This window comes from Halovenus salina (genome assembly GCF_026410925.1).
GTDB lineage: Archaea > Halobacteriota > Halobacteria > Halobacteriales > Haloarculaceae > Halovenus > Halovenus salina.
Genome location: NZ_CP112972.1, coordinates 1,682,864 through 1,708,391, shown reverse-complemented (window position 1 = coordinate 1,708,391; position 25,528 = coordinate 1,682,864). Strand labels below are relative to the sequence as shown.

Annotated in this window: 27 protein-coding genes and 1 tRNA gene; 10 read left to right on the top strand and 18 right to left on the bottom strand. The window is 62.2% G+C overall.

Going from position 1 to position 25,528, the window contains the following annotated elements; all coding sequences use genetic code 11:
* The first annotated feature begins 49 nt into the window (after positions 1 to 49).
* Positions 50 to 1,054 (top strand): archaeosortase A, encoded by a 1,005-nt coding sequence (artA, locus tag OSC37_RS08605; RefSeq protein WP_267161057.1) that lies wholly within the window; start codon positions 50 to 52, stop codon positions 1,052 to 1,054.
* A gap of 159 nt (positions 1,055 to 1,213) precedes the next feature.
* Here the strand turns inward: artA and dph5 are convergent, their stop codons facing one another.
* The 4 genes from dph5 to OSC37_RS08585 all read right to left on the bottom strand — a co-directional run bounded on the left by dph5 (position 1,214) and on the right by OSC37_RS08585 (position 3,758).
* Positions 1,214 to 1,975 carry a diphthine synthase gene (gene dph5, locus OSC37_RS08600; RefSeq protein WP_267161056.1) on the bottom strand — a complete coding sequence of 254 codons (762 nt, stop codon included), beginning with the start codon at positions 1,973 to 1,975 and terminating at the stop codon, positions 1,214 to 1,216.
* Positions 1,976 to 2,013: 38 nt separating this feature from the next.
* Complete coding sequence (pstB, locus tag OSC37_RS08595) at positions 2,014 to 2,820, bottom strand: phosphate ABC transporter ATP-binding protein PstB (RefSeq protein WP_267164169.1); 807 nt, start codon at positions 2,818 to 2,820, stop codon at positions 2,014 to 2,016.
* A 182-nt stretch (positions 2,821 to 3,002) separates the two neighbouring features.
* Positions 3,003 to 3,515, bottom strand: a complete 513-nt coding sequence (locus OSC37_RS08590) for a metal-dependent hydrolase (RefSeq protein WP_267161055.1) — start codon at positions 3,513 to 3,515, stop codon at positions 3,003 to 3,005.
* A gap of 63 nt (positions 3,516 to 3,578) precedes the next feature.
* Complete coding sequence (locus OSC37_RS08585) at positions 3,579 to 3,758, bottom strand: hypothetical protein (RefSeq protein WP_267161054.1); 180 nt, start codon at positions 3,756 to 3,758, stop codon at positions 3,579 to 3,581.
* Positions 3,759 to 3,886: 128 nt separating this feature from the next.
* On the opposite strand from OSC37_RS08585, the gene OSC37_RS08580 reads away from it, so the two are divergent.
* Positions 3,887 to 4,096, top strand: a complete 210-nt coding sequence (locus OSC37_RS08580; RefSeq protein WP_267161053.1) for a hypothetical protein — start codon at positions 3,887 to 3,889, stop codon at positions 4,094 to 4,096.
* Between the two features lie 24 nt (positions 4,097 to 4,120).
* On the opposite strand, the gene OSC37_RS08575 is transcribed toward OSC37_RS08580, so the two are convergent.
* The 4 genes from OSC37_RS08575 to OSC37_RS08560 all read right to left on the bottom strand — a co-directional run bounded on the left by OSC37_RS08575 (position 4,121) and on the right by OSC37_RS08560 (position 6,158).
* Positions 4,121 to 4,195: transfer RNA gene (locus OSC37_RS08575), tRNA-Thr, on the bottom strand.
* A 59-nt stretch (positions 4,196 to 4,254) separates the two neighbouring features.
* On the bottom strand, positions 4,255 to 5,238 hold the full coding sequence (locus OSC37_RS08570; RefSeq protein ID WP_267161052.1) for a class I SAM-dependent methyltransferase: 984 nt from the start codon (positions 5,236 to 5,238) through the stop codon (positions 4,255 to 4,257).
* Between the two features lie 45 nt (positions 5,239 to 5,283).
* Positions 5,284 to 5,871 (bottom strand): hypothetical protein, encoded by a 588-nt coding sequence (locus tag OSC37_RS08565; protein WP_267161051.1) that lies wholly within the window; start codon positions 5,869 to 5,871, stop codon positions 5,284 to 5,286.
* 44 nt (positions 5,872 to 5,915) lie between these two features.
* Entirely contained in the window at positions 5,916 to 6,158 is a 243-nt protein-coding gene (locus OSC37_RS08560) for a DUF7385 family protein (protein ID WP_267161050.1), read from the bottom strand.
* Between the two features lie 104 nt (positions 6,159 to 6,262).
* On the opposite strand from OSC37_RS08560, the gene OSC37_RS08555 reads away from it, so the two are divergent.
* Both OSC37_RS08555 and OSC37_RS08550 read left to right on the top strand, forming a co-directional pair.
* Complete coding sequence (locus tag OSC37_RS08555; RefSeq protein ID WP_267161049.1) at positions 6,263 to 7,141, top strand: PhzF family phenazine biosynthesis protein; 879 nt, start codon at positions 6,263 to 6,265, stop codon at positions 7,139 to 7,141.
* 134 nt (positions 7,142 to 7,275) lie between these two features.
* On the top strand, positions 7,276 to 7,464 hold the full coding sequence (locus OSC37_RS08550) for a hypothetical protein (RefSeq protein WP_267161048.1): 189 nt from the start codon (positions 7,276 to 7,278) through the stop codon (positions 7,462 to 7,464).
* Between the two features lie 23 nt (positions 7,465 to 7,487).
* Here the strand turns inward: OSC37_RS08550 and OSC37_RS08545 are convergent, their stop codons facing one another.
* From OSC37_RS08545 to OSC37_RS08530, 4 genes are all read right to left on the bottom strand, one after another.
* Complete coding sequence (locus OSC37_RS08545; protein ID WP_267161047.1) at positions 7,488 to 7,760, bottom strand: hypothetical protein; 273 nt, start codon at positions 7,758 to 7,760, stop codon at positions 7,488 to 7,490.
* Positions 7,761 to 7,885: 125 nt separating this feature from the next.
* A complete protein-coding gene (locus tag OSC37_RS08540) occupies positions 7,886 to 8,092 on the bottom strand; it encodes a hypothetical protein (RefSeq protein ID WP_267161046.1) in 207 nt (68 codons plus the stop codon).
* A gap of 5 nt (positions 8,093 to 8,097) precedes the next feature.
* The gene (locus OSC37_RS08535) at positions 8,098 to 8,904 is read right to left on the bottom strand and encodes a TrmB family transcriptional regulator (RefSeq protein WP_267161045.1); all 807 of its coding nucleotides are present in this window, start codon (positions 8,902 to 8,904) and stop codon (positions 8,098 to 8,100) included.
* Positions 8,905 to 8,967: 63 nt separating this feature from the next.
* Complete coding sequence (locus OSC37_RS08530) at positions 8,968 to 10,083, bottom strand: lysylphosphatidylglycerol synthase transmembrane domain-containing protein (protein ID WP_267161044.1); 1,116 nt, start codon at positions 10,081 to 10,083, stop codon at positions 8,968 to 8,970.
* A gap of 1 nt (position 10,084) precedes the next feature.
* Between OSC37_RS08530 and OSC37_RS08525 the strand changes: the two genes are divergently transcribed.
* On the top strand, positions 10,085 to 10,975 hold the full coding sequence (locus tag OSC37_RS08525; RefSeq protein WP_267161043.1) for a phosphotransferase enzyme family protein: 891 nt from the start codon (positions 10,085 to 10,087) through the stop codon (positions 10,973 to 10,975).
* Between the two features lie 3 nt (positions 10,976 to 10,978).
* Here the strand turns inward: OSC37_RS08525 and OSC37_RS08520 are convergent, their stop codons facing one another.
* Complete coding sequence (locus OSC37_RS08520; RefSeq protein WP_267161042.1) at positions 10,979 to 12,244, bottom strand: glycosyltransferase family 87 protein; 1,266 nt, start codon at positions 12,242 to 12,244, stop codon at positions 10,979 to 10,981.
* Positions 12,245 to 12,371: 127 nt separating this feature from the next.
* Here OSC37_RS08520 and OSC37_RS08515 point away from each other — a divergent pair, with 127 nt between their 5' ends.
* On the top strand, positions 12,372 to 13,226 hold the full coding sequence (locus tag OSC37_RS08515; protein WP_267161041.1) for a hypothetical protein: 855 nt from the start codon (positions 12,372 to 12,374) through the stop codon (positions 13,224 to 13,226).
* 42 nt (positions 13,227 to 13,268) lie between these two features.
* A complete protein-coding gene (locus OSC37_RS08510) occupies positions 13,269 to 14,348 on the top strand; it encodes a glycosyltransferase (RefSeq protein ID WP_267161040.1) in 1,080 nt (359 codons plus the stop codon).
* 253 nt (positions 14,349 to 14,601) lie between these two features.
* Here the strand turns inward: OSC37_RS08510 and OSC37_RS08505 are convergent, their stop codons facing one another.
* Together OSC37_RS08505 and OSC37_RS08500 are read right to left on the bottom strand one after the other, a co-directional pair.
* Positions 14,602 to 16,830 (bottom strand): PAS domain-containing protein, encoded by a 2,229-nt coding sequence (locus OSC37_RS08505; protein ID WP_368409423.1) that lies wholly within the window; start codon positions 16,828 to 16,830, stop codon positions 14,602 to 14,604.
* A 94-nt stretch (positions 16,831 to 16,924) separates the two neighbouring features.
* Positions 16,925 to 18,544, bottom strand: coding sequence for a DUF255 domain-containing protein (locus OSC37_RS08500; RefSeq protein WP_267161039.1), 1,620 nt, complete (start codon positions 18,542 to 18,544; stop codon positions 16,925 to 16,927).
* A 100-nt stretch (positions 18,545 to 18,644) separates the two neighbouring features.
* On the opposite strand from OSC37_RS08500, the gene OSC37_RS08495 reads away from it, so the two are divergent.
* The gene (locus OSC37_RS08495) at positions 18,645 to 19,052 is read left to right on the top strand and encodes a DUF5518 domain-containing protein (protein ID WP_267161038.1); all 408 of its coding nucleotides are present in this window, start codon (positions 18,645 to 18,647) and stop codon (positions 19,050 to 19,052) included.
* Here OSC37_RS08495 and OSC37_RS08490 read toward each other — a convergent pair.
* On the bottom strand, positions 19,027 to 20,574 hold the full coding sequence (locus OSC37_RS08490) for a TrkH family potassium uptake protein (protein WP_267161037.1): 1,548 nt from the start codon (positions 20,572 to 20,574) through the stop codon (positions 19,027 to 19,029). The two genes, OSC37_RS08495 and OSC37_RS08490, sit on opposite strands and share 26 nt — an antisense overlap.
* Positions 20,571 to 21,257 carry a potassium channel family protein gene (locus OSC37_RS08485; protein WP_267161036.1) on the bottom strand — a complete coding sequence of 229 codons (687 nt, stop codon included), beginning with the start codon at positions 21,255 to 21,257 and terminating at the stop codon, positions 20,571 to 20,573. The genes OSC37_RS08490 and OSC37_RS08485 overlap by 4 nt, the downstream gene beginning before the upstream one ends.
* An 89-nt stretch (positions 21,258 to 21,346) precedes the next feature.
* Here OSC37_RS08485 and OSC37_RS08480 point away from each other — a divergent pair, with 89 nt between their 5' ends.
* Positions 21,347 to 21,697, top strand: a complete 351-nt coding sequence (locus OSC37_RS08480; protein WP_267161035.1) for a hypothetical protein — start codon at positions 21,347 to 21,349, stop codon at positions 21,695 to 21,697.
* Between the two features lie 15 nt (positions 21,698 to 21,712).
* Here OSC37_RS08480 and OSC37_RS08475 read toward each other — a convergent pair whose 3' ends face one another.
* Positions 21,713 to 23,962, bottom strand: a complete 2,250-nt coding sequence (locus OSC37_RS08475) for an amino acid permease (RefSeq protein WP_267161034.1) — start codon at positions 23,960 to 23,962, stop codon at positions 21,713 to 21,715.
* 281 nt (positions 23,963 to 24,243) lie between these two features.
* Between OSC37_RS08475 and OSC37_RS08470 the strand changes: the two genes are divergently transcribed.
* Positions 24,244 to 25,527, top strand: coding sequence for an endonuclease/exonuclease/phosphatase family protein (locus tag OSC37_RS08470; RefSeq protein WP_267161033.1), 1,284 nt, complete (start codon positions 24,244 to 24,246; stop codon positions 25,525 to 25,527).
* The last annotated feature ends 1 nt before the right edge of the window (position 25,528 follow it).

Here is a 25,528-nt window from a genome sequence, read left to right as displayed (position 1 = left end):
CGCACACAAACTGACAAAACCTATAGGCCCCCATCGGATACACACGGGTATGCTGGGCCAGGTCGAAGCCGTGTTCGCCGCCCTCGGCGGGATTGCTCGCCCTATCGGCTGGGTGACGCTCGTCGTGTTTCTGGCTGCCGTCGCACTCGACACACGCAACCGTGAGACTGCCAGGCCGGTGTTCGTCGTCGCGTGGGTGTGTTTCGGCGCGTTCTGGTTCGCGCTCATCTACCCGTTTTTCGTCACAGACCAGAGCGTTATCCGTGGTGTCGGGGCTGTCGTTGCCGCGCCCCTGTCGGTTGCCGTCGCCAGAGTCATCTACTCGGGCCAGGACCGGCTGTTCACGCTCTCGCGGGCAATCCCGTTGATGGGGCTGTTCTACGTTCCGTTTCTTGCCTCCCAGACGCTCAAAGAACGGCTTGTCCTCCTCGTGACACACCATACGAGGTGGACAATGAATCTCATCGGCTACGACCCGCCACTCGTAACAAAACTCCCCGAAGCTGCGTCGGCGGCCCCCTCGTGGTTTGACCCGGCGAGACTCGACCGCACAATCAGCGGCAAGGAGCTTGCCTTCGAGAACACGTTCGTCTTTTTCACCGATGCAGGCGGCACCATTACCTACACGATTATCCTCGCCTGTACTGGCATCGGCAGCATGGCCGTCATCGGTGGGCTCGTGTTGGCGGTCCGCGCACCACCTCGTCGGAAGCTACGCGCACTGGGACTCGCGTTACCGATAATCTACGTTCTGAACATCTTCCGGAACGTCTTTATCGGCATCAGCTTCGGCCACCAGTACGCTCACTTCTTCCCGGATGCGACGGTGACGCTGTTCGCGCTCGAAACCCCGCTTCGAGTCTCGTACATCTGGGCAGACCGCATCATGGCCCAATCCGCGTCTGTAATCGCGATGATTGCCATCTTCTGGCTGGTCGTCCACGAGGTCCCTGAGGTTCTAGAGCCCGTGGAGGAAGTCCTCTACCTGCTCTTTGACGAGGAGCTCGACCTGGCCGAGGCGCTCAACGTCGACCGCGAACCGAGCGAAAAGTGAACGTGGAATATCCGGCCGTGCAGTCTCCGTTGAACGAATTACCGGGCTTACGCGATTCACGCCCGTCCCCAGAACGCGGAGCGTTCTGGTGTGCGAACGAGACGCTCTGCGTCTCGTCAACGCCGTGAACGGCGGGATTCTCTCGCTGAATCAAGATAGTCACTCGAAAGCCGACTCGGGTGCGCCGCCGAACGTCTGGAGACTCTCCTTTTCGAGTGGGTGACATGCCGCCGGCACGACAAGCAGGTGCAACGGGTCACCGAACGACTCCTCTGCCAGTATCGAGAGTCTGTCTGCCCGGACAGTGGGGTCATCGCTTCCGGCCTGTGTGACAACGACGCCGAGCGGGTCGTCGAGTTCGTCGCCGAGCAACGACGCGGCGGTATCACCGGTCATGAACCGGTCGTCTTCTGCATCGATGTCGAGGTAGACCAGCGTGTGCAGGTCTCGCTCGCGGTTGGCTTGTACCGTCTCGATAACGCTGTCGGGAACGCCGCCGTGAGTCTCCTCGAAGGGGAGCGTCGTCGCCTTCCCGAACCGGTAGTTCTGGAGGCCTGTGAGAGAGCTCGCCGCTGTCTGGGCGGTCGTCCCGTGGATGACCTGTGTCTCGATACCCCGCTCGTGGGCGCGCGTCCTGAGGTCGACGTGTGTGGTCGATATCATCGTATCGCCGGCGGTGAGCATCGCCGCGTGACGTTCCTCTGCGGCGGCCAGAATCGGCTCTGGCCGTTGTTCGATGCCCGCGCGTTCGCGCACCTCGATGTCGATGTCGTGTGTGGATTCGAGTTGCTCGACGGCCGTGCCGACGAGCTGGCTGGTGTAAAACTCCGCGAACGCCGTATCCGCGTCCGCGAGCACGTCGCGGCCACGGAGCGTTATCGAGCGCTCGTCGTAGAGGCCAAGTCCGATGAACGAGAGCATACTCCCCCTTTCGGGCCGACTCGGGTAAACGCCCCGTTTCAACCGAACTTGCCGGTGATGTAGTCCTCGACGCGCTGGTGTTCGGGATTCTCGAAAATTTTCTCGGTGTCGCCGAACTCGACCAGCTTGCCGCCGGTGAGAAAGACCGCCGTCTTATCAGAGATTCGGGCGGCCTGTTGCATGTTGTGGGTGACGATAGCGACCGTATACTCAGAGGCCAGATCCTCGATGAGATCTTCGATTTTCGAGGTCGCGACCGGGTCAAGCGCGGATGCGGGCTCGTCCATCAGGATGACCTCGGGGTCGGGTGCGATGGCTCGTGCGATACAGAGTCGCTGTTGTTGTCCACCGGAGAGGTCCAGTCCAGAGGAGTCAAGCTGGTCGTTGACCTCTTCCCACAGCGCCGCTCGCCGGAGCGCATCTTCGACTTTCTCGTCGAGGTTGTCATCTTGTCCCTGGACGCGCAGTCCGTACGCGACGTTGTCGTAGATGGTCTTGGGGAATGGGTTGGGTTCTTGGAACACCATTCCCACAGCCCGGCGGAGCGCGACTGGATCGACATCGTTGTCGTGGACGTTCTTGCCGCGCAGACGGATGTCGCCCTCGATGCGGGCGCTCTCGATGAGGTCGTTCATCCGGTTGATACAGCGCAGGAACGTCGATTTCCCACAGCCAGAGGGGCCGATGAGCGCCGTCACCTGCTGTTCGGGAATCTCCATCGTGATGTCATCGAGCGCCTGGGTCTCGCCGTACCACACGTCGACGCTCTCGGTCTCGATAATGTTCTCGCCAGTCCCGCCGGTGCTCTCGCTTGTCACGCCGGAAGTGTCGATTGTCGATTCCATCTCGGTCGCCTGTGTGTCTTCGAGGCTCATTGGTAGTTATGACCGTTCCCCGTCACGTCGCTCGCGATGGCCTACCGGGGCAGGCTCGTCTGTTGTTTTTGTGTTTTGCGCACCTCTATAAATACTATACTATTGACGCTACGTACCGTAATAAAGCTGAATATAGCTCTATATATCTGCGTTCACTCGGGGAGTCCTGGCGACCCGTCGAGACGCCAGATGCCGAGAGCCAGCGCGAATAGGACGAACTCGCTCAGGAAGTAGGGCTCGGCGGCTGCCGAGGTGAGCAGCTCGATGACCTCCGGTGAGGAGCCCTCGTAGGGCTCGACAGACAGATACGGCCACAATAGAAACGACGCATCTCCGGCGCGCCACAGGCTGGGGAGTGCGTCGACGAGTGGATGTGAGATTGTGCCGACTGCGAAGGCAACCCCGAACTCCCCGCGGCCCCGCCGTCGGGCGAGGAGATAGCCGAGCAGACAGACCGGGACGAGTACGAGAAGCGAGTGGGCGAGTGACCGGCCGGTCGGCAGCAGGCCTGCCTGCCAAGACAGCGGTTTGTCAATCAAGTCCGGGACGAGTCCGGCGAAACAGACTGTCAGTACAAGCGTGCCGTGAAGCGGTTGCAGTGAGCGGGCGCGACGCGTTCCAGCGTATGCCAGGTACGCGACCGCGACGTGTCCAATCGGCCACATTGGGTGTCTGTTATTGGCCTCGGTACAACCCGCTTTCGCACTGTCCAAGGTCGTGTCTGGCCGCTACCGTTCGGTTTCGTCTGCGTGTCTCGTCCAGTCTGACTCGACAGCACTGTTTGCACGGACAGTCGTGTCGCCGTTGTCGAGTTCGTACGTGAATACGAGAACGAACAACCCGGTGAGCATCGCGGGTACCCCTGACAGGATATCGACTAGGAACGATTCGATGGTCGATATAAGCACGTCAGCTGCTGTGAAAATGGAACTACGTACGGTGTTCCGTTCGAACGTATGTTACTTGTTGTTTTTGCATATACTCGTGCGCCGCTGACGGGACAGCCACATTACGCTATGGCCATTATCATTCGGCAATGCTTTCGAAGCTGCTGAACTACCTACGTGGTCGTTGGCGGACCCGAAAGAGCAACGCCGAGATGAACCCGACGGAGGTCCCACAGTACGGCGAATCGGTGAACTTCATGCCGTGCCCCGAGTGTGGCGAGGGAACGATGCAGTACGATGATGATGTCGGTGCTCCGACGTGTTCTGCCTGCGGTGCAGTTGACGAGACTCGCCAGTGAGCGGCTTATCTCAGGTATAAGGAAAGCCGGTGGAGGGATTTGAACCCTCGGCCTATTCCTTACGAAGGAATCGCTCTAGCCAGTCTGAGCTACACCGGCGCGCATCACAATGTAGTGTCGATGCGTCCAATAAGCGTTGCGAATCCGCCCGAGGACTGTCACGCTCGCAGCAGGCGCACATCGAGGACCACGTTGTCCTCGTGTGGTGCGTAGGACCTGACGACGTGTTCGGTCTCGACTTCGACGGCGTATTCGGGCTCCATAGCATCTCGGAGCGCCCGCACGCCCGGACTGAAGGGATCGTCCTCGTGCTGGATGTCGTAGTAATGCAGGACACACTCCTCGCCGGCGAGTCGCCGCGCGGTATCGAGAAATTCGTCGGCCGAATGCGGGAGGTTCATGACGAGTCGGTCGGCCCAGCTCTCGTAGTCGTCGAGAACTTCTCGTACGTCGCCGTGGACAGCGGTTACGCGGTCGGCGACGCCGTTTCGCTCGGCGTTCTCACGGAGGTATTCGATTGCGGTCTCGTTGATGTCGGCTCCTACGACCGCTGCGCCGCGCTTTGCGAAGGGGACGACGAAGGGACCGACACCGGCGAACATGTCGACGGCCTGCTCGCCGGCGGCGACCTGTTCGGCGACGCGGTGGCGCTCGGTCGCCAGCCGGGGCGAGAAGTACACCGCCGCGAGGTCGAGTGCGAAATCACAGCCGTACTCGCGGTGGACGGCCTCGGTCTCCTCGCCAGCAAGCACCTCCCAGTCCCGCACTCGCTGTTCGCCGCGAATCTTCGAGGCGCGGTTGAGAACGGTCTTCGTCGGAATGTCAGAGGCAACAATGGCATCGGCCAGTTCCCGGGCCTGCTCGGGGTCGTCCTCGTCGATTAGCACGACCTCTCCCAGCCGCTCGTAGGAAGCGTCGAACGCGACGAGGTCTGCGGGCATCGTCTGCGTCTCGCGTTCTGGTGCCGAGCGGTTGACGACCGCGTATTCGTCGGCGACTGCGGCCGGATCAGTCACCGGAATGTAGATGTAGCCGTCCTCGACGACGATTTCGCGTTGCTGGTTCACGAGGTTATCCTCGGCGAGGCGGCGTCTGGCCTCCTCGCCGGCCTCGCGGTCGACGCGCACGCACGGCACTGTCATATCTCCCGTTCAGAGGGTAGCGGGGGTAAGTCTGACGTTGAGCCGTCACGGCTCGAAGCGCTCCTCACAGGTCAGACAGCAGACCGTCCCGTCGTCGAGACGCTCGTATCGTCCTGCGGTGATGCCTGTTATCGTCCGTGCCTCCCACAGCGCATCGCATTCCGGACAGCGGTCCGGGACCGTCTGCTCGTCGTCGACTTTCTCGGCGACTTCTTCGAGGGTACGCAGCTCGGTCGTCTGGCCGTCGAGTTCTGCTCTGAGGTGGTCGAGGTGGTCGTCTAATCCGGCGTCAGGGGGCTCGGTCTCGATTTCGAACGAGCGGTCCCGGGACCCACCCTGTCCACCCAGGAGCTGTGCCGACGCATCCCCCGTCTGGTCGGCGGTGTCGCTCTCACGGGCGGTATCGCCCCAGTGGTTCCCCTGGACCTCTGGACCCGGCTGACTGTCGCCGTCCGAGCGAAGCCGGAGCCAGGCGACCCCGAGCCCGACAGCCACGAGCGGGAGCCAGAGCGCCACCCCCGACACGTCTTCGATTGCGGCGAGACCGGGTATCGCGGCGAGGGGTCGGAGCAGTACTGCGGCGAGAAAACAGGCGAAGACAACTCCGACGACGGTGCTCCGGCTTGTTCCCATCGGCTGCATTTAGGACGGAATCCTGAAAGGCGACACGGTCGCTCTCAGTGCGTCAGCAACAGCAACGCCTCGTCGGTCCGCACAAGACAGAACGACGAGCCCGGGTCGCCAAATGTGTTCGTCCGCTTCTCGGTGACGAACAACTGTTCGAAGGGGTTGCCACAGGCCGGACAGGCGAACCCGTCCCGATTTTCGAGGTGCATCGTCTGTCGCTCCTCGCTCAGTAGCTTCAGCCCGTGGCGGTACTCGTGAACGTCGAACCCGTCGGAGACGTCCAGTTGCTCCATAGGTAGCGTTCGGCCCGGCTTGGCTTTTAGCTTGGTGGCAAGGTATCGGCGACAGTCGCGCCTTCCCGGCCGCTTTTGAGAGTTGCCGTCCTGATTCGAGACGAATGACCCACTCTTTCCACATCGTCGATGTCTTCGCACAGGAGAAATACGCCGGTAACCAGCTTGCGGTGGTCACCGGCGCCGGCGACCTCTCCGGCGAGGAGATGCAGGCAATTGCGGCGGAGATGGATTACTCCGAGACGACGTTCGTCACCGGCGAGCCGACCGACTCAGGGTGGCCGGTCCGTATCTTCACGCCCACGGAGGAGGTACCGTTCGCTGGCCACCCTACGCTCGGCACAGCGTCGGTCATTCGCCAGGAACTCGCCGACGGCACGCCCGAGTCGGTGGTGCTCGACCTGCAGGTTGGGGAGGTCCCTGTCGACGTTCGCAACGAGGAAGGGACGGAACTCCTCTGGATGCGCCAACAGCCCCCGGAGTTCGGTGAGAGCCTCGACCACGCAGAGCTGGCGGACGTTCTCGGTCTCGACGCCGAGCAGGTCGACGACGCATGGCCAGTCCAAGTCGTCTCGACCGGACTGCCGACGATTATCGTGCCGCTCGAAGACAGGGCGGCACTGGAAGGAATCGACCTCGACCGGCAGGCCTACGACGACCTCGTCGCCGGACGCGAGGCGAAACTCGTCCACGCGGTCTGTTCGGAGCCACGAGAGGCGGAACACGACCTTGCTGTCCGAATGTTCTCGCCGTACTACGGCGTGCCCGAAGACCCCGCGACCGGCTCGGCAAACGGCTGTCTCGCCGCGTACCTCTCGAAACACGAATACCTCGGGTCGCCGTCGGTCGACGTTCGCGTCGAACAGGGGTACGAGATGGGCCGGCCGTCGGTGCTGTCGCTCCGGGCCGAACCCGACGGCGACGAGGTTGCGGTGCAGGTCGGCGGGCAGGTCGTTCCGGTTGCTCGCGGCGACCTGCTCTAGACGACTTATGCCGTACACTCCGTCCGCCAGAGAGTCCACAGCGACATGTCGCCTCCATCACGCACAGACTCAACTCCACGTTTGAGTCTGAACAGCAGCTTTATCAGAGCCGTGTGTAGCGTGAAACGAGACAGATGTCACTTGCACCGCTCCTCTATCGGCTTCTCCTGGCCGGCGGGAACCTGACCATGGGTTGGGTGTTCCACACGCTGCTCGGGTCACCGCTCGGTCTCGCACTGGTCGCTGTTGGCCTCCTCATCGTCATCTCCGTGGTTGGTGGACTCTGCAGAGACGACACACAGCACAGTCTCCTGGCGCAGTAGTGCCCGGCTGGGACGGCTTTGACTCACGTTGGTCTGAGGCCGCCGTGATAGACCAGATGTCCCCCGAGCAGCACCATCCCGATGCCGACGGCCCGAACCCGACGTGGGGTCGTCGCACCGGACTCGAAGTCGACGCCGAGGACGCGCGCGTAGCCCGTGGCCGCAACCGCGAGGAGCACCCGCGGCATCAGTACGTGTGCAATACCAGCACAGAGCAAGACAGCGCCGAGCGGGCGGGCCCCCGCTGTCACAACCGTCTGTGTGTCCGTAACAAGTTCTCGAAGACGCTCGCCCATCGGTCTAGCAGTGGGCGCCCAAGCGTAGAGAGACTTGTCCTCCGGTGCGGCGACGAGCCCGATTCACAGCAACACGTCGTAGAGCATACCGAACGACTCCTATTGCCCGTCTCGGACCATCTTCTTCACTGTGAAACCAATGTGGTGTTCTCACAGACGACCGTCAGCAGATAGGTGACCACTGGGAGCGTGAGGCACAGGCCGGCAAGGTACATCAGGTCGACTGCTTCCGACGGACCGAACACGCCGAGATACTGAAGGAGTGCAACGGTCACGACTACGGTCGTCACGAACTCCACGTACGCGCTGTACGACGGAGGGGGCAATTTCATCGCCGTTAGCTCAGCGAGAAATCGCGGGCCTGCTCCCACCGGCGCTCGAAGGAGGCCTCGACGTCGGCGGCGAACTCGGCGTCTTTGAGGTTGATAAGGGCGAAGGCCTCCTTCCGGTTCAGCGGATGCGGAACCTCGATGCAGATTTCGACCTGATCGATGATAGCGAAGGTGCTCCCGATATCTTCGACCACCCGGACCTCGAAGTGGTCGTAGTTCTGGAGCTGCTCGCGGTAGCGTTTGCCCACTTCCGTCGGGAGGGCCTCGACGACCGAGGGATGTTCGAGCAGCGAGACAGGAATCCCGCGTTCGAGAACGCGTTCGAGCTCGTCGGTGATGCGCTCGCCGACGGCGTCAACATCGAACCGCGAGGTGGGGGTGGCGGCGACGAAGATGATGCGCTCGTCGGCGGCGGCAAGACGCTCGGCGAGCAGGTCGATTGTCTCCTCTGCTCCCAGCGCCGCCGTCCAGAACTGCTCGTCGACGGGGTCGCTCGCCTCGAGCTGTGTCTCCAGCTCGCTCGCGATGCTCTCGAACTGTGTGAGCTGTTCGTCGAGCTCCTGTTCTTTGTCTTCGAGCAGGCGGTCGAGTGCCGTCTCGGGCTCGACGGCGACGTACTTTTTTGGCCGGCTGGCCGCCTGACTCCGGGCCAGATTCTGTGTCTCCAAGCTGTTCAACACGTCGTATATCCGCCCCATCGGCACGTCGCTGGTTCGAGACAACTCTTTTGCGGTTGTCGGTCCCGTATCGAGTAACGACTGATAGGCCCGGGATTCGTACTCTGACAACCCGAGGTCCCTGAGACTTGCCATTATCTCTGTGTTCGTGTCCACAGACATAAACTCACTGTCTGTTTCCAGTTGTCGCCCGTACCGTTACTCGAAGGTGCCCTGTATCTGGAGCACCAGCAGGGTCATCGACCCGACGATGATAGGCGTCCAGAAGACGAGGCCACGGCTGAGGACGACTGCGGGAATCACGGCCTCTCTAGAGACGCCGGCGGTCGCAATCAACATGACTACCTGGACGCCCTCGACGCCGCCGCTGCCCCCCGGGAGCGGGAGCCCGGAGGCCAGCAACGAGGCCTGGACGGTAAACACCGCGAAGACGACCGAGACCTCAACGCCGACCGCCCCGAGTGTGAGCCAGAGGAGACAGCCCTGTGCGACAAATGACGATGTCGCGAAGAGACTCGCGAGCGCGACGGTCCGTCTGTTGCCGGCGACCTGTGCAATCGAGTCGAGGAAGTTCGTGATACGGCTGTCGATTTCTTCGGGCGAGAGATTCGGCACGAGCGGGAGCCGTCCCGCAAGACGGTTCGCCCCGGCGACGAGACGGCGGATGATGGCGCGCATGTACTCTGGATAGCGATAGACCGCGAGCGCCGCGGTACAGAGGAGGAGGACGAACCCCGCGAAGGCAGCCACGAGTGGCCGGATTCGGTCCGGAATCGACTGCTCGTAGAAGGCGAGATAGCCGCCACCAAAGATGAACACGACGATTGCGGGCGCGAAGCTGACGATGTCCTTCATCGATAGCGCGGCCAGTGACTCCTCGTAGTCGCCCTCGAATCGCTTCGAGAGGATTGCCGCGCCGATTGGGACACCGCTTGCCTGTCCGAAGGGCGTGAGGTTGTGGGCGAGGCTCACGCTCGTGTTAAGAAAGATCGTCTCGATGAGCGAGCCACCGAGGCCGAGGTTGCGGGCGATGACGTAGAGACACGACCCCATTGCGATGACGCCGATGCTCACTGCCACGAGCATGACCGCGAACTCGGAGGGTGTAATCCCGCTCAGTCGCTCGACGAAGTCACCGACACCAGCAAGCGTCGCAAAGGCGACGGCGACCAGCGCCCAGAGGAGAATTCCCGTCAGCGCCTGCTTTTTATCTAGCATCCCGAGAGTGTTGTATCGGTTTGACCACCGGCCGTTTGAGGGTATCGGAATCCGCCGACCGACGGAGCCAAATCCCCACCGTGAGATACGTCTCACGATGGCTGGCCCACCCCAGCGAGTCGAACACATTGTCGAGGCGGCGCTGTCGTGTGGTGTCCGGAGCTGCGAGCAGGCGACGGGCGGCCGGGTCGCACAGACGTACCTGCTCGAACTCGATAGCGGCCCCGGCCGGGCGGTCTGCAAGCTCGGCGGACCGAGCGTCCGGACCGGCGACGTCATCGAGCCGCTGGTGCTCGAACTGGTGACCGAGACGACCGAGATCGTCGCCCCGTCGGTTCTTGCCTCCGGGCTCGTCCGAGAGAACGGGTCGACCACCCGGTGGGCGCTGTACGAGTTCCTGGATGGGTCCCCGCCGACGCCCTTTCCGTCGCTTGGCGATGACTGTTCGCGGATTCTCCGCGACGCCGGCGCGATGCTCGGCGAACTCCACGCGACCCACGCGTTCGACCGGACCGGTGGACTCGCCCGTAACGGCGACGACCTGGTCGTCGAGCGGCCGGCCGGTGTCTGGATTCCCGAACAGGGACGCCGACTCGCCGAACACGCCGGCTGTGACACCGAGGACTGGCAGCCGGTGCTCACACACGGCGACCTCTTTCCCGGGAATCTGCTCGTCGACGACGGCGCGACGGCAGTTCTCGACTGGGGGAACGCCCACGTCACGACCGCGGGATACGCGCTCGCTCGCGCGGAGATGCGCTTTGTCGACTGGTTCTGGCCGTCGCTCTCGGCGGCGACACGGGAACAGCTCCGGCACGAACTCAGGGAGGGGTACCGCCGGTACCGCCCGCTCCCGCCGGATTACGAGACACTCGGGACTGCCTACAAACTCCTCTGGCTCGGGCAGTCAGCCGAGCGCCTCGCCCGACACGTCACGACCAGTCGGGGTCGGGCACAGCTTCGCCGGCATCTCCGGAGTCTCCTGTGACGGTCACTCGGCCGGCCGTTCGGTGACGTTTGGCACCTGAACGAACCTGATACAGCCGGCCAGGATACAGAGGAAGCCGACCAGTGGAATCGAGGTGTAGGTCAGGACCGCCCGCGCCCCCGTGGTGACTGCGTCGCCGACGACCCCCAGCGGGAGTGCCCCGACGATGAGGTCGATGTGCTGGGGGTATAGCGGGAGATTGACCAAAATGAGTCCTGCGATGAACAGCCGCTTCGCAGTCGGGTCTTCGGTCATGTACACCAGCCCGAGCAGCGGGAAATAGAGGTAGACGACGTAGTTGAGCGTCGAGGGGACGATGGTGATGAGCATGGCGACCATCGTCGCGAAGAAGGCGACCGTCCGGTCGAGTTCGGAGTTGGCGTGCCGGTAGACCCGATAGACAAAGGGCGCGACGAGTGCCGTCGTCACGACGAATAGCTGATTGCCCGACAGCGAGACGAACTGTGAGAGAGGCCGCCGAAGCGTAATCCACTGAATTTCGGGGTCGAGTCCGCCCGCGAAGTACCCCTCGCGGCTTCGCTCGTTGACGATGAACTCGACGAAGTCAATGTGTGCGTCGATACCAAAGAAGACGACCCCGAGGGCGATGAGCCCCAGCCCAGTGACAACCGCCGCGGCGATGGCTCGGTAGGCACGGCGGTACAGCAGCCAGACGCCCAGAAACGCCGGAAAGAGCTTGAAGTGAGCCGTCGCCGCCCAGAGCGTACCACCTTTCCATCCCTCGCCGCGTTCGATAGCCAGCAGGCCCACGCCAAGTGCCAGCAGCACGATTGGGTCGACGTTCCCCCGGTAGATGCCGAGGATGCTGTGTCCCGAGAACACGGAGAAACCCAGGATTAGCAGCCGGTCGACACGTTCGAGCTCGACCCCATGGCGGTCGAGGAATGTCAGTACGAGTCGGCCGATGAGATAGAAGACAACCATCAAAAGCACGACGTTAAGAACGTAGCCGAACTGCCACCGCGGGAGGGCCCCGTAGACCGAGAAAACGGGGGCCGTCACCGGCGTGTAGACGTATGCCTTCTCGGTGAGAAAGGAACCGTCGGTGATGGCCCAGCCGACGAAGGGCTCGCCTTTGACTACCGCCCGTCCGGCGAAGTAGTAGGCTTGGTAGTCGATTTCCTGGCCTTCAGCGAACTCGACGGCGGCGAGGACGACACCGAGGACACCGGTGAGCAACCCGAATACAAGAGCGAGCCGTTCTGGCCGCTGATCTGCTACCGACTGAAGCCGCTTGAACCTCCCCATCTTGTCGGAGGCATCCGCGGGTCAGCAATCAACGTTTCGACTGCTGATTCCGGGGTCTGTGGGCCGCTGTCGGTGTCGCGGACCAACCAACAGCATTATACAACTTCCCCGAAAACCACGGGATACGATGGAAGACCAGCAGTTTCTGGAGTCTGAGTGGGACTACTGCCTGGTTCTCGACGCCTGTCGCTACGACGTGTTCAGCGATGTCTACGACGAGTATCTCGATGGGAGTCTCGAAAAGCGTCGGAGCCTGGGCTCGTCGACCCCGGAGTGGGCCTACCGGACACTCACCGAGGACCACGATATCGCGTACTTCTCTGGCAATCCGTTCATCAACAGCCTCGGCATCCCGCTGAACGAACTCAAGTGGGGCGCGAGCTGTGACTACGAGTGGACGGCGACCGAACATCTCGCCGAGGTCATCGATGTCTGGAAACACGGCTGGGACGACGACCTGGCGACGGTCCCGCCGGAGAATCTCGCCGAGTCGCTGTGGGACCACCAGGCGGCCGTCGAGGAGGCAGACCGGACCGTCCTCCACTATATGCAGCCCCACGCGCCGTATCTCTCGCGGGGCAAAGGCCGCAAGCTCAAGCAGATTCAGAAGGGCATCCGGAGCCAGGAAGACGCCGAGGAGGTCGCCGACGGCGGCGCGCTCTCCTCGCTGAGCGACGCCATCCGACCCAAGGTCGAGGACAAACTCGACGGGAGCGCACTCGCCCAGAAGGCCGGTCTCTGGCTCGAACTCGACCCGACCGACGTCGTCAAAAACGGCACCCGTGGCGCGGCGATGGCGCTGTACGAGGAGAATCTGCGTATTGCACTCGAAGAAATCGCCGAACTGATACCACAGCTCGACGGCGATGTCGTCGTCACGGCCGACCACGGCGAGGCCTTCGGCGAGGAAGACGTCTGGGAACACCACATCGAGACGTACATCCCCCCGTTGATGGAGGTTCCGTGGCTCGAAATCGAGTAACGACCGGCACCCAGCCGGGACTGAGACGACGGTGGTGATACAATGAAACTGGGCTTCTTTACAGACAGCTACTTCCCGGAAATTGACGGTGTCACCTACACGATTAAGCTCTGGCGCGAGGAACTCGAACGCCGCGGCCACGATGTCTCTGTCGTCTATCCGGACGGCGACTACGACCCACAAGACGGTGAATTCCCGGTGTCGTCGCTGCCCAACCCCTTCTACGAGGGGTACCGGATTCCACTCTTCCGGCGGCCGTCGACGCTGCCCGACCTCGACGTGGTCCACTGTCACGGTCCCGGCCCGGTCGGCCTGCTCGGGCGCTACTACGCCTGGAAAGACGACCTGCCGACGGTGTACACCCACCACACCCCCGTCGAGGAGTACTTCGACCAGGGCGTCAAGCTCGAATCCGTTGCCGACGCGCTCGCCCGGGTGTATCTCCCGATGGAACAGTCATACCTAGAGAGTTTCGACGCCGTGACAGCCTCGACCGAGCGCATCGACCGCGACGTCGACCACGTCCAGCTCCCGGTCGGTATCGACCTCGATTTCTTCAAGCCGACACAGACGCGGTGGTACGAGACCCGAACCGTCATCGGCTACAGCGGCCGCCTCAGCAAGGAGAAAAACGTCGACGAGATTCTCCGGGTCGCCAGACACCTCCCGGAGTACGACTTCGTCATCGTGGGCGAAGGCCCCTACGCCGACGTTCTCAAACGCGACCCTCCCGAAAACGTCCAGTTCAGCGAGTTTCTCCCCCGGGAAGAGCTCCCTATCTTCTATTCCTCTATCGACGCGTTCGTCACGGCCTCGACGGCCGACACGCTCGGGCTCTCGACGCTCGAAGCAAACGCCTGTGGGACACCCGTCGCCGCGGCCGATGTCCCGCCCTTCGAGGAGACCATCCAAGCCGACAACGGCGAACGATTCGCCTACGACGATATCGACGCGATGGCCGCGGCAATCGAGGACTGTCTCGACGGCGACCGCGACACGAGGGGGGCCGTCGAACAGTACGATATCGACCACACTATCGGCCAACTGCTCGACCTCTATGACGAGGCTGGCGCGGCTGTCGAGTCGCCGGCAGATGAACTGACCCAGGCTCCGACGAACTGACCGGCTACTTCATCGGTCTCTCCGAGTGAACCAGTCACCGGTAGTCGTTGGGCGCTCGTGAGCAACTCCCGTAGACCGATGGCGTTGAGAAATACACCTCATTTTGGTACAATACTACTCAGGGTGCAAGATGTAGAGCGTGTCGCCAGCACGAGCAAGCCACTCAGGATAGGCGACAGAGAACCCATTCAGAGAGAGTCCGCAAAGTGGCTCTGTTTCGAATCAAGACTGCAGATCAGTCTTGCAACATCACTCACTCATCGAGCCGTTCTGAAGTATCGAACTCAAAGCGAGCACCGCCGTCCCGTCCGTCAGTAATCGTTATTCCCCAGCCGTGAGCCTCTGCGATGCGCTTGACGATCGTGAGACCGAAACCTGTCTCCCCTGTTGCAGACGTGTGGCCTGGTTCTAGCACCGTGTCGCGGTCACCCGGTGGAATTCCTGGCCCGTCGTCTTCGACGTAGAGACAGTTCTCACCACAGCGTCCAATTCGAACCGTTACGTCCTCGCCACCATGTTCTACTGCATTGCGGAACAAGTTCTCGAACACATGTTGGAGTCGGTCGCGGTCACCTACTATCGTGAATTCGTCGTCGAGTTCGAACGTCGCTTCTGCTGTCTCTACCCCTGCCCAGCATTTACCAATGAGATCAACGACCGATATTGTACTCATTTCACCAACAGTGTTTCCCTGTCGAGCGAGCGTCAGTGTGTCCTCGATAATGCTCTCTATTCGCTCCAGCGCAGTCACGAGCGGACGGAGGTGCTCTTGCAACTCGTTGCTATTCTGCTGTTGCAGAGCCGTCGCCCGTATTTGAGCGACGTTGAGTGGGTTTCGGAGATCGTGGGAGACAACGCTTGCAAACTCGTTGAGTCGACTATTCTGTCGCTTGAGTTCCTGTTCACGTTCCTTGCGCTCGGTGATGTCCTGAAATGTCCCCTGAACGGCAACGATTTCGTCACCGTCATACGACGGCTCTCCACGCGTGCGAATCCAGCGAACGTCGTTGTCTACCGTGACAATCCGTAACTCCAAGTCGTACGGTTCGCCTTCCGTAGTGAGGCGGTCGAAGGCTTCCCTGATCGTCTCTCTATCGTCTGGATGATAGAACTCAATCCCTTCTTCAGGCGTTAGGTCTGCATCCAGTGGCAGTCCATGGATGTGATACAGTTCGTCGGACCACCGCATCATCCCGGACCGCAGGTTGAACTCCCACCCACCGATGCGGGCGACCTCTTGTGTCTCCCTGAGAAACTCGCTGGTTCGCTCGAGTTCCTGTTCGGCTTGCTTCCGGTCGCTGATATCGATATGAACGCCGGCAGTACGGGTTGCTTCTCCCTCATCGTCTCTATCGACGACTCTACCGATAGTCTGAATCCACTTCCAGTCGCCCTCTTTTGTCTGCATCCGAATTTCGTGATCGTAGATATCTGTGTCGCCGTCGATATGCGTCTCCAGTGCGTCCGTAACAGATGCAAGATCGTCGGGATGGACGAGACGCTCCCAGGTGTCGAAAGAAAACGCCAGCTCGTCACGTGAATAACCCAGCATTTCTGCCCACTGTTCGTTGAATTCAACCTCGTCGGTACTCATATCCCAGTCCCAGATGCCGATATTTCCGCCCTCGACAGCGAGTTCGAACTGGTCTTTGAGATGCTGGAGTTCCTGTTCATTTCGCTTCCGCTCGGTGATATCGGTCGAGACGCCACAGACCCCCTCTATCTCTCCCTCGTCGTTGTAGACCGGAGATTTCCGCGTAAGTCGAACTGTCGTCCCCTCAGCGGTCGGGATTGTCTCCTCTATCTCGATTATCTCACCGTTCTCGATGACCCGTCGATCATCTGTTCTGGCGTTTTCAGCAACGTCCGACGGAAGAATGGCGTCATCAGTCAACCCAATGATGTCCTGGTCTGCGACGTTGAACAGGTCACGACACGCCTGATTCATTAGCAGGTACTGCCCGTCAGTATCTTTCAAAAATATCGCCGCAGACATCGTTTCCATGACAGTCTCGAAGCGCCGATAGACCTGCCGTAGGCGCTGTTGTTGTTCTTTTTCTTTTGTTATGTCCCGTGCGATGCCGACGATTTGTGTGACTTGTCCGGTGTCAGTGATTGGGGTGAGCTTTGTCTGCCAGTGACTCGTGCCGTCCGATAGGTCTACTCTCTCTTCGTATTCGATTGTCTCTCGCTGTTCGACACACCGGCGGCAGTTTCCCGTGACGGTCGAACCCTGTTTGTCGCCGAGAAGCTCTCGTGGGGTTTGCCGGCGTAACGCGCCTTCGGAAAGACCAGTCCGTTGTTGATATGAGCTATTGGAATATTCATAAGTAAATGTGTAGTCGTCATCTGAGTGCTCAACATCGATCAAAAAGACTGCATCGTCTATCTTACTGCAGATAGCTTCGTAAACGCTTCTTTGGCTACTACCGGTTGTTTCATCCCCTTTGGTATCACCCCCGGCGTCGGTGTTATCTTTCATATATCTCGTTTAGGGCGCGACACTTTGATAAATATCTAGTATATTGATGGTTTCGGTCGAGGCATTCTGAATATCTGCCTGCAGAGAGTACTGCCTACGCTATCAACAGCGCTTCGAGTTCTTCGGGGGTGGAAGCGACACCCTGCTTCTCGCCGTCAACGACGAGTCGAGCCTCGTCTGCTGGCAGGTCCCGGCTCTCCTGTGCCATGGGAACGACGACAGCCTCGTGGTCGGCCAGGCGCAGCGCCGCGCGGTGGAGGTCACTCCCCGCTTCTGTCCCGACCTCGATGACCTGGAAGTCGTCGAGGCGGGCGGCGACGGTCGCGTAGTGGGCGACTTCGACGCCCATCCGCTCGCCGGCACCCGCAAAGGCCGCGACTGCGTCGTAGGCTGCCGCTCGATACTGCTCGTCACCGGTCAGCGCCGCCAGGTCGAGCAACGCGTCCGCGAGTTCGACGGTCGTATCCAGCGGGTACAACGGCTCGTCGAGGAGTCCCGCGCCACCTGTCGGCCCATCACGGACGGAGCCGTCCTCGTCCTGAAGAGTTGACAGTGTCCACTCCGCAACCTCGACCGCCGGGCCGGGCTCGCCCAGCACCGACCAGGAGGTCACGAGTCCGCGCAGCGTCCGCGCCTGGTCGACGAGGAGTCCCTGTGGCGCGTCCGCACCGGGATACCGCTGGACGCGACCGTCCTCGACCAGTGTCTCGGTCACGGTATCGCGGGCCTGTCGGGCGTATTGGCGCGCTGTCTCGTCGTCCGTGTAGGCGTAGTAGCGGAGCAACGCGTCGATAGCGAGGCCGTTGTGGCCGGCGAAGACCGTCTCGTCGACAGCGGGTGCGTCGGCGTCGGCGCGCTCGCTTGGTTCGAATCGGAAGTACTCCTCGTCGCCGCCCTGACTGGCCGCGAAGGCATCGCCGGTCCACAGCGTCGTCGTCAGGAACTCGATACCGCGCTCTGCTGACTCGCGGTAGCTCTCCTCGCCTGTGTAGCGGTAGCCGTGTGCGAGCGCGCGCACGACGGCGGCGTTCTCGTCGGCGAGTTTCTCACACCGGGCGGCTCCCCAGTTCCGGTTGCGGCTGAACCGATAGAAGCCCCCGTCGTAGGTGTCGAGCAGGTGTGTCTGAATCGCATCGAGTGTCCGGGTCGCCTGGTCGCGTGCCCGGACGAGCGCGAACTCGACGGTCCGGGGAAGCGGGAACTTCACGTCGTTTCCCCAGCCGCCGAACTCGTCGTCGAAAGTCCCCAGCAGTTGCTCTATCATGTGCTCCTCGATGCGGGCGGTCACCTTGCCGCGTGGCGGCTCCTCTTTGAGTGGGCGGGGCAGCGAGCCGGCCTTCTCGCCTTGCTGGTCCCAGGTCCGTCTGACGCTGTCGAGAATCTCTCGGAAGCCGTCGATGCCGAGGACGGTCGCGCCGGTGAGAATCTCGCCCTCAGGGGTACAGAAGACAGTCGAGGGGAATCCGCCCATGTTGTATCGCTCGCGGACGTGGGGGTTGCGGTCGGCGTCGACGCGAATGGGGATGAAGCCGTCGTTGATGTTGGCCGCGATACGCGGCTCGGCGTAGGTCGCCAGGTCCATGTTGTGAGATTCCTCGGACCACTCGGTCACGAGCGCGAGCAGGACGGGCTTGCCCGCGCGCTCGGCCGCCTCGAAGGCGTCTTCGCCCCACTCGCGCCACTCGACGTGTGTCTCGTCCGCGCTGTCGGTCATATCGAATCTTGGCCTCACTGGCTTTAAGAAGACCGTTTGACTGGTGTGGCTAGCACTGCTCGACGAGGTTATAATACGGTCGCGCGCGTCTCACCCGCACATGCCGATTGCTCTCCGCCCGCCGCCCGCCGCCTGGCAGTTCGCGCTCACCGGCGCACTCGTGTCGGTGCCCGTCGGTATCGCCATTGAACAGTTGCCCCACTCCGTAGCAACACCTGCCGGGAGTGTCATGGTGCTTGGAGCGGCCATCGCCGGCGCTCTCGCTGCTCGCTTCTCGACTGACCCAGACGCAGCCGGCGCGCGGGCCGGCGTCCTCGGCGCTGGGCTCAGCGTCATCTCCTCACTCGTGAGGGCAATCACCGCGCCGACGGACGCACAGTCAAGCGTCGGCGCACTGCTGTTTGCCGGCGTGATCGTGGTCTGTCTCGCCCCGCTGTTCGGACTCGCGTGTGGCCGCCTCGGTGCGTGGGTTGACGCCGCCGTCACCGGTAGAGATCGAGTCGGCTGAAGACCGAACTCAACAGCACCGCCACCGGGATGATCTCGAGCCGCCCGACCCACATGTTGAGAATCAACATCGCCTTCGAGAGGGCGGGCATCGTCGGCCCGGTGATTCCCGAGTCGAGGCCGACGTTACTCTGGGCGCTCATCACCTCGAAGACGACGTACTCGAGTGGGTGGCCCGGCGAGAGCACCTGCAAGAGCACCGCAACCCCGACCGCGAGAAAGGCCAGCCACAGCAGTAACACGACCGTCGCCTCGGTGTACTCGCGCTGGAACTGGTCCTCGCTGAGCCGACGCTCACCCACCTGGAGGTACCGAATCGCGGTGTCGGGAACGAAGACGCCGCGTATCTGCCAGAGAGTCCCCTTGATGAGCGTGATGACGCGGATGAGTTTGATACCGCTGACGGTCGACCCCGCTGCGGCACCTGTGAGCATCCCCAGACAGGCAAGTAGCACCGGACCCGCGGTCCACACCTGCTCGGTTCCGTTGCCGATGGTTGCTGTCCCGAAGCCAGCGTTCGAGGTGGCCGAGACGAACTGGAAGAGCCCGATCCTGAAGCTCTCTTCGAGACTCCCGTATTGGCCTGCCCTGTGGAGCAGTCCGGTCAACAACACCGACCCGGCCCCGAACCATATGAATACCCAGCGGGTCTGAAGGTCTCGGTAGAGGTTTTCGAGTTCGCCTTTGACGATGAGGTAGTGGATCGGAAACGCGATACTGCCGGCGACCATCACGGGGACAACGGCGTACTCGATGAGCGGCTCGCCGTAGTGGCCAATCGAGTCGGCGTGAACGGAGAACCCGCCGGTCGCGATGCCGGTCATCGCGTGGTTGATGGCGTCCCAGGCGGGCATGCCCGCCAGGAACAGCAGGAGAATCGACGCACCCGTGAGACCGGCGTATATCTTCCAGATTTCCTGGACGGTCGAGACGATGCTCGGGTGAATCTTCTCCGAACGGGCCTCGCTCTCGTAGAGGGTGAGCGAGCCGCTGCCGGGGCGGGCGAGGATAGCAACCGTGAGAACGATGACGCCGACGCCGCCGACCCACTCGATGAATGACCGCCACCAGTGCAGCGAGCGGGGCAGTTGCTCTTCGACGGCGGCCATCGTCAGCCCCGTCCCGGTGAAGCCGCTCATACTCTCGAAGACCGCATCCAGCGGGCGCTCGAAGACCGAGACCGTCTCGGTCATCGCGGGTGTGTTCATCCAGCCGGGGTACGGGTCGACGTGAATCGTCCACGCGATACAGAGAAACGGGAGCGAGCCGAGCAGGCCAGTGGCCGCCCACGACATCGCCGCAGTGACCATCGCTTCGAGCTTGCCGGGTGGGTCGGCGTCGCGGTACCGGCTCGCGAGCCCGGTTCCAACGCCGGCTATCACGATAGCGGTCAGAGCGAAGGCCGGAATCGCGAAAAACTCCCCGTGGACCGCCGCCACGGCTATCGACGCGACGGGCATGAGTGCGACCACGCGCAGGATGCGGCCCACGTCACGCCCGACTGTGACCCTCGATACTCTCATTGCGGGTCGTCTTCGAAGTGACCGAACAGGTCGGTCAGCTCGGGGTCGGCTCCGAAGCCGGAGTACACCGTCAGCAGGTCGCCGGGCCTGATCTCGACGTTCCCTCGCGGGGTGATTGGGGTGTCCTGTCCCTCGCGCTCGATTGCGACGATGAGCACGTCCTCGGGGACGATGTTCTCTGTTGCGGCCTCCTGAATTGTCATTCCTGCAATCGGAGCACCCGCTGTGACGGTTATCTCGAAGACCTCTGCCTCCTCGCCAATCTGCATGTAGTCGACGATTGCCGGGCGCGCGACCGAGCGATAGAGATACTCCGCGATGAGTTGCTGGGGGTTCTCCATCGTGTTGACACCAATCTGTTTGTACAGCGCCATGTGCTCGGGGTTGTGGACGACCGCCACGACCGAGGGAATCTCCAACTCCTTGGCCAGGAGACTTATCATGATGTTCGTTGCGTCCTCTGCAGTCGTCGAGATGATAGCGTCAGCCTGATCTGCGCCGGCGTCCTGGAGCACGTCTTTGGTCGTCGCGTTGGCGTTGAGCACCAGACAGTCGTACTCGCTGGCGATGCTGTCTGCTCTAGCTTCGTCTCTCTCGACGACGACCACGTCGTTGCCAGCCCGCGTCGCGATGTCGATGAGCGGGGTTCCGATGTCGCCGGCACCGACGATGATGAGATACATCTTGGTCGACGTTCTCAGCAGACTGGTGAAAATCCATCGATGGTCGCGCGAGGGGATGACTTATATAAGCTCCCTGGCAACGTCGATATATGCCAGAGGACAACGCCGAGCCGGAGGCGCCGTCGCTGCTGTCACCGGCACTCGTCGAGACTCTCGATAACCTCGACGAGGCCGAGCTACGGGCGGTCATCGACTACGCGACCGAGAGACAGGATTTCCTACACACCGCCGTCGCCGACAACATCGAGCCAGGGACGGGCGAGGAAATCGTCAGCATCGAAGAGCAGGTCGGCTACACAGAAGTCATCAAACGCGAGCCATGTGACGACGGCTGTGACGAGTGTCCACACGGCCCCTTTCTCTATCACGTTCGAGAGGAGACTCGTCCGGACGGGGATACGAAGCTTCACTGGCACTACCTCGGTCCCGTCCAGGAGTGAGGGCGCGGCGCGTTCTCACCGACCGAGGAGTCGCTGGAGCAGTGACCGTTCGTGGGCCTGCTCGGCCAGAATCACCGAACAATCCACCTCGTCGACGACCTCTTGGACGGGTGAGCTACTCACCAGCCGTACCAGCAGTCCCCGCTTGGAGGCACCAAGCACCAGCAACGAGGCGTCCTCGGCGGCGCGGACAATCTCCTCGCCGGTGTCGCCATACTCGACTCGGAGGGTCACATCTGACAGGCCCTGTTCGGCGGCCCACTCTTCGAGGAAAGAGCCGTCCTCGGATTCGTCGTCGGCGACGTGTAACAGCGTCACCTCGGAGCCGTACTCGTCTTGGATGAGCTTAGCGACGCTTGCGGCGTAGGCTGACCCCGGACCGCCGCGGGTCGGCACGAGGATGTTCTCGGGTTCGATTTCCCTATCTCTGACCACGAGGAAATCGGCCGACAGCGTCCGCGTGATGTCGTCGAGCGCGCTCTCGGCCCGGCCGGGCGAGCCATGCGAGTCGGGACCCCAGCCCATCACGACCGTATCGGCGTCGTGTGTCCGCGCGGCGTCGAATATCTCCTCGAACCCGCGGTGGGAGAAGATGGTGTGTGTCTCGATATCGACGCCGAAGGTCTCGGCGTGACTCTTGGCGTTGTCGAGCACTGCGTGGTGGTTGGGGGCGTACTCCTCGGCGTTGTCGGCTGCGTATTCGAGCGAGGTCTGGTCGGGGACCGTCACGATGTGGACGGCGTCGACGACGCCGTCGTGCTGTCTGGCGACCGCGCTCGCAAGTGTCATCAGGTTCTCTTCGTGTTCGGGGTTTGCCAGCGCGACCATCACACGGTGTTCGCCGCCGTCGGGTTTCACCGACTCGGCGGCTGAGACGGCTGCGCCGGGCATCGTCTCCTGTCGTGCCAGAACGTACTCTGAGAGGATTCCCTGTTTGGTGGTGCGCGTCCGGGCGTAGAAGACGTACCACAGCACCGACGCGCCGATAATCGCCGCACCGAACAGGCGCACGCCGGGTTCGATGTAGGCGATGAGCGCAAAGGAGGTGATGGCCCCAGCAATCGGCGTGAACGGGTACAGCGGAACCCGGAAGTCGGGCTGGTACTCCTCGGGGTCTGCGGTACGCATCACGATAAGCGCGATGTTGAGAAGACCGTAGATAACCAGATGGAGGAAGCTCGCGGCCCCCGAGAGTGTCAACACGGCGTTGCCCCCGATGAGGTCTCCACCCAGGATGAACGCCAGAATCATCGCGCCGGTGATAGCGATGGACTTGTATGGGGTCGCAAACCGAGGGTGGACCTCGTTGAGCGTCGGGCTGACGATTTCGTCACGCCCCATCGCGAAGTTGATACGCGAGGAGGCGAGAATCGAGGCGTTCGCCGAGGATGCCGTCGCCAGCAGGCCGCCGAACAACATTGCCACGGCACCGATTGGTCCCAGAAGTACGTCTGCGACCTCGACGACGGCAATCTGATCCTCACCGATTCCCGCAATAAAGCCGGGTTCGAGCGAGGCACTCATCACGAACAAGACGAGCGCGTAGATGCCAGTGACAAGCACGACGCTCCCGATGACTGCCCGGGGGAGGTTCTTGCCGGGTTCTTTGATCTCCTCGGCAACGCTCGTAATCTGGACGAACCCGAGATACGAGACGAAGATGAATCCGGTCGCGGTGAGCATCGGGCCGTACCCCTCGTTGGCCGGGAGATTTGACATATCTGCCTGGAGGCCACCGACGAACGTGAACACCGCCAGAATTGCCACGAGGATGATGACGATGACATTCTGGAGCTTGCCGGTCTCTTTCGCCCCGATGTAGTTGACGCCGACGAAGAAAGCACCGCCGACGAGCGCGATGAGCGTCGCGACGTTCAACGAGACGGGCCCAAGCGCCACCGTGCCGGAGATACCAATGATTAGCTGGATGTACTCCCCGAACCCGACCATATAAAAGGCAGAGGCGAAGGCGAGTCCGAGCCAGTTCGCCCAGCCGGCAACCGAGCCAAACAGCGGCCCGAGTGCGTGGTTGACATAGAAGTACGCGCCGCCGGATTTGGGCATCGCGGTCCCGAGTTCGCTGGCCGACAGCGCCGTCAGGAGGGCGATGGAACCGCCGAGAACGAAGGCGCCAACTGCCAGTGACCCCGCAGTCGTGACGGCATCGCCGGGCAGGACGAAAATCCCCGCGCCGATCATCGTCCCGACGCCGATGGTTAACGCCGCGAGGGGACCAAGGTCCTTGGCGAGCTCTTCGTCACTCATTCGATACCCCCTCCTTGGTGGCTGAGTTGTGTTCCTGGTGTCATGATTAACAGTCGATGACAGAAGACGAGCTCCAGCGCGTCGAGCCGACGGGACGATACCGCACTAGAGTGGTTTGCACAGTTGACTATGACCACGAGAACGATGTTAATAGCTTCGACTGGCGGTCCTGTGAGCCAACGGACAGTTGACCGACGACACACGCAGACCTCCAGAGAGGAACGGTACGAGAGTGACTGACGGTGTTGCGTTTTTTATGCCTCGTGACACTACCGCAACACATGACAGACGACAGCGTGGGACAGCCACGGCCGACCCGCCGACAGCTCCTCGGCGGCGCGGCGGTCGCCGCCGCGGGAGCCATCATCCCCGGACCCGCCGTGGGCCAGCAGACCGCGGCACCGACGGTGATGACACAGAACGTCTACGTCGGCGTCGACCTCTTCGAACTGGCAGAGGCCGACTCGCTCGGAGAGTTACTTCTGAGGATTAGCGAGTTGCTCGGCGAGATCGACCCCGACCGTTACGCGGCGCGTGCCCGCGGTATCGCAGCCGGCATCGCAGCAGCCGAACCCGACGTTGTCGCCTTACAGGAAGTCGGCCTCGTCGGGCGTGTCGGTGACAGCGAGCCCGCTATCGACGTGCTTGAGACGCTCGAATCCGCGCTGGAGGCCGAAGAGCTGTCCTACGAGGTCGCCGCCGAGACGGTGACCGCAGACACCCAGCTCCCAGGCCTCGGCGACGAGTCCGGCCTTCGGGTCGCGAATCGGGACGTGTTGCTCGTCCATGACAACCACGAAACCAGAAACACGGAGACTGGCATCTACGACGCGGCCCAGAGTGCCACAGCCGGCGGCGAGGAGATTGGGATTCAGCGTGGGTACTGTCTGGCCGAGGTGACCGTCGGCGGTGCCACCTTCACCGCCGTCGGGACACACCTCGAATCGTCGTCGCGCTCGACCCGCCGCAAGCAGGCCGAGGAGCTACTGGAGGTCGCTCCCGACGATGGGCCAGTGGTGCTCGCGGGCGATTTCAACAGCGGCCCTGGCACGTCGACCGACGCGTACGACCTGCTCACGAGAAATTTCACCGACGCCTACGGAACGCGCAACCCCGATAGCGACGGATTCACCTGCTGTCAGCCGGCAGCGCTGGACAACGAGGAGTCACAACTGGAAAAACGCGTTGACGCTGTTTTGGTTCGGGGAGCCACCCCGACCGCAGCCAGCCGCACCGGTCACGAGCCAGACGACCGCATCACCTACGAGTCTGCGGACGGGCCGGTCGAACTCTGGCCCTCAGACCACGCGGGTGTCGTCGCTACCTTCGAACTGGACGACTCGCTGGCGACACCGACAGCCACGCCCACGGAGACGCCGACTTCAGTGGAAACACCGACACCAGTCGTGACCACGCCCGAGGAGTCTCCGGAGCCGACCGAAACCCAGACAGAATCGGCCACGGAGGCCGCCGACGGTGACGGCCCCGGCTTCGGCGTGGCTGGAGCAGTCACAGCACTCGGCGGCTTCGGGTACGCGCTGGGACGGCTTGCTCGCCGCGAGTAGG

Coding starts and splice junctions, on each gene's coding strand:
- OSC37_RS08475 (WP_267161034.1), bottom strand. CDS start 23,962: ATGAGTGACGAAGAGCTCGCCAAGGACCTTGGTCCCCTCGCGGCGTTA.
- OSC37_RS08485 (WP_267161036.1), bottom strand. CDS start 21,257: ATGTATCTCATCATCGTCGGTGCCGGCGACATCGGAACCCCGCTCATC.
- OSC37_RS08570 (WP_267161052.1), bottom strand. CDS start 5,238: ATGACAGTGCCGTGCGTGCGCGTCGACCGCGAGGCCGGCGAGGAGGCC.
- OSC37_RS08545 (WP_267161047.1), bottom strand. CDS start 7,760: ATGGGCGAGCGTCTTCGAGAACTTGTTACGGACACACAGACGGTTGTG.
- OSC37_RS08590 (WP_267161055.1), bottom strand. CDS start 3,515: ATGTGGCCGATTGGACACGTCGCGGTCGCGTACCTGGCATACGCTGGA.
- OSC37_RS08520 (WP_267161042.1), bottom strand. CDS start 12,244: ATGGGGAGGTTCAAGCGGCTTCAGTCGGTAGCAGATCAGCGGCCAGAA.
- artA (WP_267161057.1), top strand. CDS start 50: ATGCTGGGCCAGGTCGAAGCCGTGTTCGCCGCCCTCGGCGGGATTGCT.
- OSC37_RS08555 (WP_267161049.1), top strand. CDS start 6,263: ATGACCCACTCTTTCCACATCGTCGATGTCTTCGCACAGGAGAAATAC.
- OSC37_RS08490 (WP_267161037.1), bottom strand. CDS start 20,574: ATGAGAGTATCGAGGGTCACAGTCGGGCGTGACGTGGGCCGCATCCTG.
- OSC37_RS08550 (WP_267161048.1), top strand. CDS start 7,276: ATGTCACTTGCACCGCTCCTCTATCGGCTTCTCCTGGCCGGCGGGAAC.
- OSC37_RS08540 (WP_267161046.1), bottom strand. CDS start 8,092: ATGAAATTGCCCCCTCCGTCGTACAGCGCGTACGTGGAGTTCGTGACG.
- OSC37_RS08505 (WP_368409423.1), bottom strand. CDS start 16,830: ATGAAAGATAACACCGACGCCGGGGGTGATACCAAAGGGGATGAAACA.
- OSC37_RS08495 (WP_267161038.1), top strand. CDS start 18,645: ATGCCGATTGCTCTCCGCCCGCCGCCCGCCGCCTGGCAGTTCGCGCTC.
- OSC37_RS08580 (WP_267161053.1), top strand. CDS start 3,887: ATGCTTTCGAAGCTGCTGAACTACCTACGTGGTCGTTGGCGGACCCGA.
- OSC37_RS08515 (WP_267161041.1), top strand. CDS start 12,372: ATGGAAGACCAGCAGTTTCTGGAGTCTGAGTGGGACTACTGCCTGGTT.
- OSC37_RS08470 (WP_267161033.1), top strand. CDS start 24,244: ATGACAGACGACAGCGTGGGACAGCCACGGCCGACCCGCCGACAGCTC.
- OSC37_RS08510 (WP_267161040.1), top strand. CDS start 13,269: ATGAAACTGGGCTTCTTTACAGACAGCTACTTCCCGGAAATTGACGGT.
- OSC37_RS08560 (WP_267161050.1), bottom strand. CDS start 6,158: ATGGAGCAACTGGACGTCTCCGACGGGTTCGACGTTCACGAGTACCGC.
- OSC37_RS08535 (WP_267161045.1), bottom strand. CDS start 8,904: ATGGCAAGTCTCAGGGACCTCGGGTTGTCAGAGTACGAATCCCGGGCC.
- OSC37_RS08500 (WP_267161039.1), bottom strand. CDS start 18,544: ATGACCGACAGCGCGGACGAGACACACGTCGAGTGGCGCGAGTGGGGC.
- OSC37_RS08480 (WP_267161035.1), top strand. CDS start 21,347: ATGCCAGAGGACAACGCCGAGCCGGAGGCGCCGTCGCTGCTGTCACCG.
- dph5 (WP_267161056.1), bottom strand. CDS start 1,975: ATGCTCTCGTTCATCGGACTTGGCCTCTACGACGAGCGCTCGATAACG.
- OSC37_RS08565 (WP_267161051.1), bottom strand. CDS start 5,871: ATGGGAACAAGCCGGAGCACCGTCGTCGGAGTTGTCTTCGCCTGTTTT.
- OSC37_RS08525 (WP_267161043.1), top strand. CDS start 10,085: ATGGCTGGCCCACCCCAGCGAGTCGAACACATTGTCGAGGCGGCGCTG.
- pstB (WP_267164169.1), bottom strand. CDS start 2,820: ATGGAATCGACAATCGACACTTCCGGCGTGACAAGCGAGAGCACCGGC.